Origin of the sequence: Streptomyces roseochromogenus subsp. oscitans DS 12.976 (assembly GCF_000497445.1) — a bacterium.
Taxonomy (GTDB): Bacteria; Actinomycetota; Actinomycetes; order Streptomycetales; family Streptomycetaceae; genus Streptomyces; species Streptomyces oscitans.
This window is the reverse complement of sequence record NZ_CM002285.1, coordinates 4,445,035-4,456,406: the sequence shown is the minus strand read 5'-3', so window position 1 is coordinate 4,456,406 and position 11,372 is coordinate 4,445,035. Positions and strand designations below refer to the sequence as shown.

The following is an 11,372-nucleotide window of genomic DNA, read 5'->3' as shown; positions in this document are numbered from 1 at the left end:
AAGGACGCTGAGCGATCAGCACGAGGTATTGCCTCCAGTGTTGTGCGCCCGCTATGTGACGCCGTAGATACCACGAAGGGTACGGGCGTCTGCTGGCCGGTCGGCAGGCTCGGCTCTTGCTGGAGTGGAGTCCCACGATCAGCGAGGCAGCCACCAGCGCAGTTCGTAGGCGCATACTAGGGGCAATGACAAAGCCTGCTGCACCGAAGCGCCATTTGCCCACCAGTCCCTTCAAGGCCCCGGCCGCGCCGACTCCCAAGCACTTCGCCGTGGGCGACCAGGTCACACACGACGTCTACGGCCTCGGCCGGGTGATCGGCATCGAGGACGGAATCGCGGCACTCGTGGATTTCGGCTCGGAACAAATGCGGATCTTGAGCCCGTACGCCAAGATGACCAAGCTGTAGGACCGCTGTGCCCGGTCATGGAACGCCAGGCCCCTTCAGGGACCTGCAACGAAAGCGAGACCTCTCATCGATCTGACGTCGCTGTTCTCCGCCCTGGAAGGGCAGCCCCGCTGTACCGCTCCAGCATCGCCGCCTCCGGCGACAAACCCCTTCCAGGCCCCGGACTTCGGGGAAGACGAAGCCTTCCTGTTCGAGGAGGAACAGGGGCCCGCCACGGGCATACGTGCCGCGTAGCCCAAGGCGGGTCGCGGTGGTGGAACCGAGGGCCTTGGCCGCGTCCTCATCAACCCCTCTCACAGCCGCTGCCCGCGTCGGGTGAGCACCTGTGAATCGATGTCTTACGAACGGGAAACGAGGCGCCTACCGGGCCGCCTCTAGCCTCGCGGGGCATGAGGGGGAACCGAATCCGCCGACCTGACCAGTCCGTCCGTATCCCCGGCTGGGGCTCCATCCGCGGCCGTATGGCCATCGTCCTTGCCGTACCCACCTGTCTGCTCCTCGCCCTGACCGGGCTGGGTGTTGCCGGCCGCGCCCACGACTGGTCCGCCGCACGGGCCACGGAGTCCCAGGCCGGCATCCTGCTGCGGGAGCAGGACCTCGTCCGTGAGCTCCAGCGTGAACGCGGCCTGACCAACGGCCTGTTGAACGGCGCTGAGCGGTACCGGGACGAGGTCCGCGGGCAGCGGGCGCGCACCGACATCGCGCGTACGTCCTTGAGGGCGGCGCTCTCGCGGGGGAGCGGCGATCTGCCCGGGGCCGCGGTCTCCGCCTTGCGCCAGGCCCAGCTCCCGCTCGTCGACCTCACCGCAACCCGTACCGCCGTCGACACCGGCACGGCGGACCGCACTGCCACACTCCGCTTCTACACCGGGGCCGTCACCGCCCTGATCGATGCCGAAGGGGCCGGTGCACCCGACGGTGACCGCCGTGTCGCGCAAGGCGTGCAGGCGCTGCAGACCCTGGCGCGTGCCACGGAGGCCGTAGCCCTCGAACGAGGCTCCCTGAACGGCGTGTTCGCGGCGCGTCGCTTCCGCTCCGGCGAGTACCTCGACTTCACCGATGTCCGCGCCACGCGGGTCGCCGCCCTCGGCCAGTTCCGCCAGCTCGCCGACAGCGCGGAGAAGTCGTCCCTCGACCACGCCTTCAAGACGGCTGCCGCCCGCCGCGTCAGCGGGTACGAGGCCAAGGCCGAGGCGGGTGCCGACGGCTCGTCCCTCGACGTCGACCCCGCCCGCTGGTGGGCCGACATGACGACGCTCGTCGATGATCTGCACGGCGTGCAGAAACAGGTCGGTGATGACGTACGGGCACGAGCGGACCAGGTCGCGGGCGCGGCCACGCGGGAACTCGTCGGCTTCCTGGCGCTGGGCGCGCTGATCCTCGCCGTGGCCTCCGCACTCGCGGTGTTCTCGGCCCGCTCCATCACCCGCCCCTTGGGCGCCCTGGCCGACGAGGCCGACGCAGTCGCGGGCACCGGGCTGCCGGACGTGGTCAAGCACATCCAGGAGGCCGACCCCGACACCCCGCCCCCCGCTGCGCCCCAGGCGGCCGAAGTCCCCGGCACCGCACGGGAGATCACACGGCTGGCCGCCGCTCTGCGCAATGTCGAGCGCACCGCCGTGGGCCTCGCCGTCGAACAGGCCGTCCTGCGCCGCAACAGCACCGAGTCCCTGGCCAGTCTCGGCCGCCGCAACCAGGCGCTCCTCGGCCGCCAGCTGGGCCTGATCACCACCCTGGAGAGTCAGGAACTCGACCCGGACGCCCTCGCCGAACTCTTCGAGCTCGACCACCTGGCGACGCGCATGCGCCGCAACGCCGAGTCCCTGCTCGTCCTGGCCGGCGAGGAGTCCCCGGCTCGCCGCTGGCCCGGCACGGTCACCGTCACCGAGGTCGTGCAGTCGGCCGTCTCCGAGGTCGAGCAGTACCAGCGGGTCGCTGTCACCGACATCGAGCAGTGCCGCGTCCGCGGCCACTGTGTCGCCGAACTCTCGCATCTGCTCGCCGAGTTGGTGGAGAACGCGCTCATGTTCAGCCCGCCCCAGCAGCCGGTCGCGGTGTACGGCTGGCGGGACGGCGGCGAGTACTGCCTCGCCGTGGTCGACCGGGGAATCGGGATGACCACGCAGCGGATGGCCCAGGCCAACGCCCTGCTGTCCGGCAAGGATGGCTTCCGGCTCGCCGCGCCCACCCGGTTCCTGGGCCACCACGTCGTCGGGGCGCTCGCGACCCGCCTCGGCGCCCATGTCGAGCTGCGTCCCACGGAGGGCTCGGGCGTCACGGCGTACGTCGCCCTGCCCACCAGGCTCGTCCAGCAGCCGGACGCCTCGACCACCGCGTACGCCGGCGGCGAGGGCAAGCCCCAGGCCACCGACCTGGGGCTGCAATAAGAGCGGGTGACGAGAGTCGAACTCGCGCTCCCAGCTTGGGAAGCGTGGATCGCGGCGCGGGCTACTCGTGCTTCCCGCCCCTGGCCGCCCGCCCGGCCCTTCCCGGCTGTGTGTCCGTGCTGCCGGTGTTGTCACCGGACTCGCCGATCCTGCCCGTCGCGCGGTCCAGCCGCGAAAGCCCGCGCCGTCGCCCTTGAAGCGCCCGAGGCCGCGGGCTGTCTCCCGCCACGCGCCGGACGCCACGTCCTCCGCGTCGTCGCCGACGATGCCGTGCAGGCAGCCGAGCAGGCCCGGCCAACGATCCGGTAGGCGACCGCGAAGGCGGTCTCGTCGCCCTCCTGGGCCCGCGCGACCACCGCGCCCAGATTTCCCCGTCGCGCGCCTGCACGCGCCGGGGCTGCCGTACCTGGCCCAAGTCGGTCCTCGTTCACGCCGGTTCATAGAGAGTGCCTGCCGTCCGCACCCGTCCTTACGGACGTAACGGACGTAACCGAAGACCTCGTCCCCCACGGCGAACTCCCCGGCGTCGGACCCCACCCGTTCCACGACGCCCGCGACGTCCCATCCGGAGATCAGCGCGCCGGCGTCGGTGGCGAAGCCGGGGAAGAAGCCGAGGAGTTCGCACCAGGTGGTGAGGGTCTTGAGGCGGTGTTGCCGGCGACGGCGATCCAGGCGTCGTAGTGCACGAGTCCGGCCAGTCCGATGGCCGGATCGGCGGCCCGGGCGGCACCCCCGGAGGCGACCGTTCCCCACGCGTGACTGCCCAGCGCCTAGTCGACGGGCTCTCGGACGTGGGCCAGTACGTCCCGGACGAGGAAGGCAGGCTGCCGACGGCCACGGCATTCAGACCGGCCTCATCGCGCGAAAGGGCCCGCACCCGTGTCCGGATGCGGGCCCTCGGCTCGTTCGCGGCCTGGTTACGGCGTCAGGCCGCGGTGCCGCCCGACTTGCGGCGACGCACGACGAACACCGCGCCGGCGCCGACCACCACGGCCGCGCCACCGATACCGGCGATCAGCGGGAGCGCCGAGGAGGCACCCGTGTGGGCCAGCGAGCCCTTGCCCGCCGCGGTCGTGTCCGAGACCGGGACGACGTGGGAGGTGCCGTTCTTGGCCGGGGCCTTGGACGGCAGCGGAGACTTGCCGCCGGTCTGCGGGACCGGGTTGGAGCCGGTGGTCCTGGTGCCCGGCTTGACGATGTCGATCTTGTAGGCGGCGAAACCCGTCGCCACGCAGTTGTTCTTCGTGTCGGGGTAGACGCCCAGGCCGATGGTGAGGGCCTTGCCGACCGGGGCCTTGGCGGTGACGTTCAGCCGGAAGCTGAGGCCGACCGAGGTGTTGCCGGGCAGGTCACCCGGGCCCAGGGAGCCGAGGGAGTGCGTGCCGTCGTCCGTGACGTTGAACCACTGCTTCGCGTCCGGGTCGTACGCCTGGAGCACGACCTGCTTGAGCGTGAACGGGTCGTCGCCGTTCAGCGGGCCTACGCCCGCGGCGAGCGTGATGTCCTTGATGGCGTCCTTCGACGGGTTGGTCACCGTCATCTTGAACGGGTGCCAGCCGCTGCCCTTCACGATCTTGCCGGGCAGGCCGCTCAGCGCGATCCGGAGTGTGGCCTTGTAGTTCGGGTTCTGGTCCTCGCAGAACCCGAGGTCGGTGGGCTCCGTGGTGGGCGTGGCGGTCGGTACGGGCGTGGCGGTGGCGGAGGCGGTGGCGACCGGGGTCCCGTCGGCAGCCGCGCTCGGGGTGGCGGAGCCCGTGGCGTTCGCGGTCGCGGAGGCCGTGGCGCCGACGGGCGCGTCGGAGGCGGAGGCGCTCGCGGTGGGGGTGGCCGAGACCGAGCCGTCGTCGGCGTAGGCCACGGTTGCCATCGTCAACGCGGCGGGGGCGACGGCAGCGGCCGTCGCGACCGCCACAAGGGTACGGCGAAGCTTCATGAGACCTCTTCTGGGCAACAAAAGAAAACCGAGAGGCCGTAGCGGTGGTGGGGGCACGCGGTGCGGCAGGCGCTGATCCTAAGGCGGCTCGAAGGGACCGCACTGGCGCTCTGTCAGCAGATGGATCCAGCCATGACCAGACCGGCGACCGCAGACCGTAGCGAAAGGTGCAGTTGCTCTCGGCTCCTCGATTTCTCTGTGAAGAACCTCACGTCCGGCCCGGGTCCGAGCTGCTGAACCGGCTCCCCGGGAGGGCTCGCCCTTTGTCGAACGGGGCCGACTGTATCCGGTCGTACCGCCACCCAGGTCGGTCAAGCCATGGTCGGGCCGTCTCTCGGCGATGACCTGCCCATGAACTACACACGAACTCTCCAGGAAAGGTAAAGAAACGTTCTCGCTTCACCGTCCGTCTTGTTGATGTGCCCTTGACATCCATACGTTCTGCGCGGCCATGGCGCACACCCCGCGCCGAGGCCGTACCGCGCACCCCCCACAGCCCTTCCCGGTACACCCCACCATGTGGAGGACGTACGTTGCGCAGAACCGTTTCTCTCACCGCCGTGGCCACGCTCGCCACGGCCGCTCTCGCCCTGGCCGCCCCCGTCGGCCAGGCGGCCCAGGCCGCCGCCCACGGCGTCACCGTCGCCCACGCCTGCGCGGCCCCGACGCATAAGGACGTGATGGCCTGCAACGCCCTTCAGGTCACCGCGGGCACCCCCGCCTCGGCGCACGCCGAGAGCGCTCTGACGGCCGCCGCCGCTCCCTCCGGCTATGGTCCCGCCTCGCTCCAGTCGGCGTACAACCTGCCGTCCGCGAGCGGCGGTTCGGGCCAGACCGTGGCGATCGTCGACGCCTACGACGACCCCAACGCCGAGTCCGACCTCGCCGTCTACCGCTCCCAGTACGGCCTGTCCGCCTGCACCACGGCGGGCGGCTGCTTCAAGAAGGTCGACCAGAACGGCGGCACCAAGTACCCGCGCGGCAACTCCGGCTGGGCCGAGGAGATCTCCCTCGACCTCGACATGGTCAGCGCGGCCTGCCCGAACTGCAAGATCCTGCTGGTGGAGGCGAGTTCCTCCAGCATGACCAACCTGGGCACGGCCGTGAACACCGCCGTCAGGCTGGGCGCGAAGTTCGTCTCGAACAGCTACGGCGGCTCCGAGTCCTCCAGTGACGCGACCTACGACTCCACCTACTTCAACCACCCGGGCGTCGCCATCACCGTCTCCTCCGGCGACGGCGGCTACGGCGTCGAGTACCCGGCGGCCTCCAAGTACGTGACGGCGGTGGGCGGTACGTCCCTGCAGACCGCCTCCAACACACGCGGCTGGACCGACACGGTGTGGAGCGGCGCGGGCTCCGGCTGCTCCGCGTACGACGCCAAGCCCAGCTGGCAGAAGGACTCCGGCTGCGCGAACCGCACGGTCGCGGACGTCTCGGCGGTCGCCGACCCGAACACCGGTGTCGCGGTGTACGACACCTACGGCCAGGGCTCCGGCTGGATGGTCTTCGGCGGCACCAGCGCCTCCTCTCCGCTGATCGCGGCGGTCTACGCGCTGGCCGGCACCCCGTCCTCCGGCTCCTACCCGGCGTCCTTCCCGTACGCCCACACCTCGGCGCTGAACGACGTCACCAGCGGCTCCAACGGCAGCTGCGGAGGCTCGTACCTGTGCACCGGCACCACCGGCTACGACGGCCCGTCCGGGCTCGGCACACCGAACGGCACCGCCGCCTTCACCGGCTGAACGGTCTGACTGAAACCGCACCCCTGCGCCGTCCGGCCGCCCGGCCGGACGGCGCAGGTCTGTCCGTATGCCCGGAAGGACGGCGCACCGGCCCACTCGTGTCACGGTTCTGCATTGCAGCCTCTGGTCGGTACAACGCTCAGAGCGGTCGCGCGTGGCACGGAGACGGTGCCATCCGCCTTCGTCCTGACCACCACCCGTTGCTGGTCGATCAGGACCAACTCGCCGCACACCGTGCCGGTGCCCGTCCTCACTTCGACCGGACTTGCGGCGGGGGCACCGGTTGTCACCCACGCGATGATGAGCGCCTCGCGAGAACTAGTTCGCTCCGCTGTTGACCGTGGTTGTCCGCTCATGCGGGCACGCTGTGGGCACGGCTCGACAGGTTCGCATGTCCAGCGCAGGGAGCACTTCGCGAGTGCAGCGCCGTCCGGCGAAGTGTCCCGCCTGCAACCGGCTCACTTGCCGGCTTCGGGGCCGTACCACTGGAGTGCCTGGCCGGTGACGGCGGCGATGCACTCGAAGTCCCGGTCGCGGTGCAGCAGAGTGAGCCCCTGCAACTCGGGAGCATGCGCGTGTCTTCGATGCCTTGTGCGCGGTCGGCAGGGGAACGCGCACTGCAGAAGAGCTCCAGCTCGGTGATGGGGCAGGTGGCGATGAGCCCGGCGGCTGCCGCCTGGTCCCACCCGTACTGCTCGGCGTCGCCGCGAAGCAGTCGGGCGAGCGCACTGGTGTCGATCAGGAACTGCGCGGCGTTCACCGGCGGTAGTTCTCCTTGTCCTCGAGGAGGCCGAGGTCGAAGGCGCCCTCTTCCGCCGACGCCCGTAGGCGGGTAAGCACCAGGGCCCGCCGTCGGTTCTCCAGCACCTCGCGCAGCGCGGTATTCACGGTCTCCTTCAGGGAGCGGCAGATCAGCCGCAATCGTTTGGAGCGGACCACCACCATCGCGCTCAGCGCCACGGCTGCCGCCGGCCCAGGTCTTATGGGCACGCTATGGGCACGCCGTGCGCGAGTAGGTGAAGGGCCCCCTCCTGCGCGGCTGACGACGACCCGAGCTCTGGCAGCGAGCGCCGGCCGGACAACTGGCGAAGCTGCCCTTGGCGGCCGGTGCGCCAACTCAGTCCTTAGTCCTGGGCGCGTCGGTAGAGCTTGGCGATGTCGTCGTCGAAGTACGCGGCGTAGGAGACATCGTCCTGGTCGCCGCCGCCCTCGTGGCCGCCCAGGACGCCGATGACCGTGCCGGTGTGGCTCTTGGGGTCGTAGTCGGCGAGCCAGGGGCTGCCGCTGGTCCCGTCCTCGAGGCCGGTGCACTGGATGCGCAACTGGTACTCGCTGAACTTCGTGGTGCGGTTCTGGCACGAGACCGGGGTGTCGCGACTGGCGGGATAGCCGGTGATCTTGACCTTGTTGTCGAAGCCGCGGTCTATGCCGAGGGTGTTGCCGCCCAGGACGTCCTGGATGTGCTTGCCGTCCTTCTGGTCGAGGACGAGGAAGGCGAAGTCGAGGTCCTCGTCCTGCGACGTGGCCCAGCGGTCGTCGACGACCACCTTGCTGACCTTCCACAGGCCGGTGGGTTCGTCGCCGTCGCGGTAGCCGGGGGCGAAGACCAGGTCGTTCAGCGGCTGTCCGGAGTCGGCGTCGAAGGCGCAGTGGGCCGCGGTGATCAGCATGTTCCGGCCGGGACTCCGCACCACGCTCGCCGTGCAGAAGTGGGCGCCCTGGTCGTCCTTCTCGAAGACCGCGCCGACCCGGGCGTTCTCCTCGGTCCTGCGGGGGGTGTACGCGTTGCCGTCCTTGGCCGGGGCCGTCGCGGAGAAGTCCTGGTCCTGCGGGGACTGGCGCTGACCCGGCTCTCCGGACTTGCCGAAACCGCTGCGCCCGCTGCTTCTGGCCGTATGGGATTTCTCCGCGGCGTCGCTCACCACTGCGGCCGTCCCGATGATGACCAGCGTCAGGGGCAGGATGGATTTCCTGGCTAGCGAGCGCACAAGATGATTATCGACACGGGCCGGGAATTCGGGAGATGCTTCACCGGGAGGCTCCCGTCACAATCCACCGCCTCCGACGGTTTCGAGATCCTCGTGCTCGCAGGTGTCGTCGGTGCTGTAGGTGCCCCAGGCGGGGAACGGGTCCGCGCTCGGCAGACTCTCGTGGTCGGCCATGAGGCAGTCGGTCAGGGCCGCGTGCAGTGCGTCCGCGTGCAGGTGCGTGCCGATGAAGACGAGTTCCTGGCCGGTGGGGCTGTCGGTGTCGCGGGGGGCGGAGGGCTCGAAGCGGGCGACGGAGCCGGCCTGTGACCACAGGCCGGTCACCCGGGGGCGGCTGGCCAGCGTGAAGAACCCCTTGGAGCGCAGGATCTGCCCGTACGCGCCGCTGTCGAGCTCCTTGGTCACGAACGTCCACAACCGTTCGGGGTGGAAGGGCGGTTCGGCGCGGAAGACGGTCGAGGAGATCCCGTACTCCTCGGTCTCGGGGACGTGGTCGCCGTTGAGTTCCATGACCCAGCCCGGGGCCTGTTGGGCCCGTTCCAGGTCGAACAGCCTGGTGCCCAGTACGTCGCTGGCCTTTACGCGGCCGTGAACGGCAGGAACGATGCGCGCTGCGGGGTTGAGGCGGGTGAGCGTCGCACGCAGCCGGTCCGCCGCATCCTCGTCCACCAGGTCGAGTTTGTTGAGCACGATGACGTCGGCGAACTCGATCTGGTCCATCAGCAGGTCGCTGACGGTGCGTTCGTCGTCCTCGTACTGGTCGAGGCCGCGCTCGACGAGCTCGTCGCCGCTTGCCAGCTCTGGCAGGAAGCCCGCGGCGTCGACGACCGTGACCATGGTGTCCAGGCGGGCGAGGTCGCTGAGGGTGGCGCCGTCGTCGCGGGCGAAGGCAAAGGTGGCGGCGACCGGCATGGGTTCGGAGATGCCGGACGACTCGATGAGCAGGTAGTCGAAGCGGCCCTCGCGGGCCAGCCGGTCGACCTCTTCGAGCAGGTCGTCGCGCAGGGTGCAGCAGATGCAGCCGTTGGTCATCTCGACGAGGCGCTCCTCGGTGCGCGACAGGGCTGCCTCGCCGCCGCGGACCAGGGCGGCGTCGATGTTGACCTCGCTCATGTCGTTGACGATGACCGCGACGCGCAGTCCCTCGCGGTTGCCGAGGACGTGGTTGAGGAGGGTGGTCTTGCCGGCGCCGAGGAATCCGGACAGGACGGTGACGGGCAGTCGGGCGGCGGTGGGCATGAACGATCAGTCCTCGGGACGCAGCAGTCCGCGCTCGTACGCCTTCACCAGCCGCTGCGGCACCAGGTACGAAACGCCGTCGACGGTGACCGGTACGAGCGTCGGTGTGGTCGCCTTCCACTGGGCGCGGCGGTGACGGGTGTTGCTGCGGGACATCTTCCGCTTGGGAACGGCCATGGGGGTCCTCCTCGATGGATGCACGTAAAGGCGGCATGCAGACGCTACATGAAAATGGATCCCATTACTATCTAGTTTCTGTGCGTCACCTTCGGCCGCAGTCCGGGCACACCCCGGACAACTCCACCGTGTGCCGGACGTTCGCGAAGCCGGAGGCTTGTTCATGTACGTGTCCGACGCGAACAGGGCCGCGGCCTGGCTGGTGAGGGCCGGCGACATGGAGCTGTCGGTCTCGGTGACCGCGATCTCGACCGAGGCGGCGTGCGCACCTGCGTAGGTGTTGACCAGCGAGCGCACCGCGGAGGTGGCACCGGCGATCTTGGCGGGCGTGTTCAGCAGGTCCGCCGTGCCGGTGCCGCCCGGGTACCAGTGAATGATCACGAAGTCGACCGACTTGCCGGCGATGGAGAGCACCGTGTTGTTCCAGTCGGCGTCGTCGCCGGAAGCCTTCACCCCGTCCGGCCAGGAGCCCGGAGTGTTGAGCACCGCCCCGATCTTCACCGTCGGGTCCACGGCCTTCATCGCCTTCGCGTAGGCGACCAGGTTGTTCGCGTACGCCCTCGGGCTCTTGTCGGCGTGGTTGTCGACCTCCCATTTGCTGCCGTAGTGCCCGTTGCCGGAGACCTCGTTGCCGATCTCCCAGTACTTCACGCCGTAGTGCTTGTCGACGTTGGCGTACTTGACCCAGTCGGCGGCCTCCTGCGGGGTGCCGGACCCGTAGTTCGCGGTGATGATCGGCTGGGCGCCGACCCTCTTCGCGGTGGCCATGAAGTGGTCGAAGTCGGTGCCGGGCGCGACCCAGCTGCCGTCGGTGAGGGTGTGGGTCTTCCAGTGGTAGGCGTCCGCGTACGAGCCGCCGGGGAAGCGCAACTGCCGGATTCCGGCGGCCTTCATCAGCGATGACGCCGTGGCGTCGTTCATGTTCGGGTCGTAGACGGCCGTGTTGAGGCCGACGCCGGTGCTGGGCACCGTGCCCAGGGAGGTACCGGCATCCACCGTGATGTCGACGCTCGGCGCGGCGTTCGCGCTGAGTGCCAGGGCGCCGGCGCCGGCGCCGGCCACGAGTGCCGCCACCGCCCCCGCGACCATGTGGCGGCGCGTTCGGCTACGGCGGTGCGTACGGCCCTGAGGCATCGGCTGCTCGGTGGTTGTCGGGTCGTCAGGTGACACGTGTGGCTCCCGATCGGAGTGTGTGGCTGCGCGTGGCGGTGGCGCAGCTGACTGCGCCCGCCGTGGTTGGTGCACCCCTGGGTGGCCGCTCGGGAGGGAAAGGTTGCCGCCGTATCCGATGTTCTTCAGATCCCTTTCGTGCGGTGCACTCGTCGCCGGGAAATCAGCGTCGGGGCGGCAACCTTCTCGTCTCCTGCGGCAACTGGGAGCCGGAAGGCCGAGTCGAACTACCGGATGGACGGGTATGAGGGCAACGAAGCACGCCGCGCCGCAACCGTGGCGCAGGCGCGGACTGGTCACGGGCATTCCCTTGGGGCTGCTGGTCG

General features: G+C 69.8%; 8 protein-coding genes and 2 pseudogenes. 3 read left to right on the top strand and 7 right to left on the bottom strand.

What is annotated here, in order from left to right:
* Positions 1–185: 185 nt before the first annotated feature.
* Entirely contained in the window at positions 186–407 is a 222-nt protein-coding gene (locus tag M878_RS68910; RefSeq protein ID WP_031225285.1) for a hypothetical protein, read from the top strand.
* A gap of 389 nt (positions 408–796) precedes the next feature.
* Positions 797–2,794: a sensor histidine kinase gene (locus M878_RS68905; protein WP_023548058.1), complete on the top strand. Its 1,998-nt coding sequence runs from the start codon at positions 797–799 to the stop codon at positions 2,792–2,794.
* Between the two features lie 159 nt (positions 2,795–2,953).
* Here M878_RS68905 and M878_RS99995 read toward each other — a convergent pair.
* A pseudogene (locus M878_RS99995) lies at positions 2,954–3,209 on the bottom strand (RNA polymerase sigma factor); the annotation flags it as partial.
* 510 nt (positions 3,210–3,719) lie between these two features.
* Positions 3,720–4,727, bottom strand: coding sequence for an LAETG motif-containing sortase-dependent surface protein (locus M878_RS68900; protein ID WP_031225283.1), 1,008 nt, complete (start codon positions 4,725–4,727; stop codon positions 3,720–3,722).
* Positions 4,728–5,260: 533 nt separating this feature from the next.
* Here M878_RS68900 and M878_RS68895 point away from each other — a divergent pair.
* On the top strand, positions 5,261–6,472 hold the full coding sequence (locus tag M878_RS68895; protein WP_031225282.1) for a S53 family peptidase: 1,212 nt from the start codon (positions 5,261–5,263) through the stop codon (positions 6,470–6,472).
* Positions 6,473–6,930: 458 nt separating this feature from the next.
* On the opposite strand, the pseudogene M878_RS68890 reads toward M878_RS68895, so the two are convergent.
* The 5 genes and pseudogenes from M878_RS68890 to rpmF form a co-directional block, all read right to left on the bottom strand.
* Positions 6,931–7,232, bottom strand: a pseudogene (locus tag M878_RS68890) (PIN domain-containing protein).
* Positions 7,229–7,417, bottom strand: coding sequence for a hypothetical protein (locus M878_RS68885; protein WP_023548051.1), 189 nt, complete (start codon positions 7,415–7,417; stop codon positions 7,229–7,231). The pseudogene M878_RS68890 and the gene M878_RS68885 overlap by 4 nt, the downstream one beginning before the upstream one ends.
* Before the next feature lie 179 nt (positions 7,418–7,596).
* Positions 7,597–8,460, bottom strand: coding sequence for a trypsin-like serine peptidase (locus M878_RS68880; protein WP_031225281.1), 864 nt, complete (start codon positions 8,458–8,460; stop codon positions 7,597–7,599).
* A gap of 57 nt (positions 8,461–8,517) precedes the next feature.
* Positions 8,518–9,699, bottom strand: a complete 1,182-nt coding sequence (locus M878_RS68875) for a GTP-binding protein (RefSeq protein WP_023548047.1) — start codon at positions 9,697–9,699, stop codon at positions 8,518–8,520.
* A gap of 6 nt (positions 9,700–9,705) precedes the next feature.
* Entirely contained in the window at positions 9,706–9,876 is a 171-nt protein-coding gene (gene rpmF, locus M878_RS94495; protein ID WP_078630633.1) for a 50S ribosomal protein L32, read from the bottom strand.
* Positions 9,877–11,372 lie beyond the last annotated feature (1,496 nt).

Bases quoted from the DNA above. Each gene is read 5' to 3' on its own strand.
- M878_RS68910 (WP_031225285.1), top strand. From the start codon at position 186: ATGACAAAGCCTGCTGCACCGAAGCGCCATTTGCCCACCAGTCCCTTC.
- M878_RS68905 (WP_023548058.1), top strand. From the start codon at position 797: ATGAGGGGGAACCGAATCCGCCGACCTGACCAGTCCGTCCGTATCCCC.
- M878_RS68900 (WP_031225283.1), bottom strand. From the start codon at position 4,727: ATGAAGCTTCGCCGTACCCTTGTGGCGGTCGCGACGGCCGCTGCCGTC.
- M878_RS68885 (WP_023548051.1), bottom strand. From the start codon at position 7,417: ATGGTGGTGGTCCGCTCCAAACGATTGCGGCTGATCTGCCGCTCCCTG.
- M878_RS68875 (WP_023548047.1), bottom strand. From the start codon at position 9,699: ATGCCCACCGCCGCCCGACTGCCCGTCACCGTCCTGTCCGGATTCCTC.
- rpmF (WP_078630633.1), bottom strand. From the start codon at position 9,876: ATGGCCGTTCCCAAGCGGAAGATGTCCCGCAGCAACACCCGTCACCGC.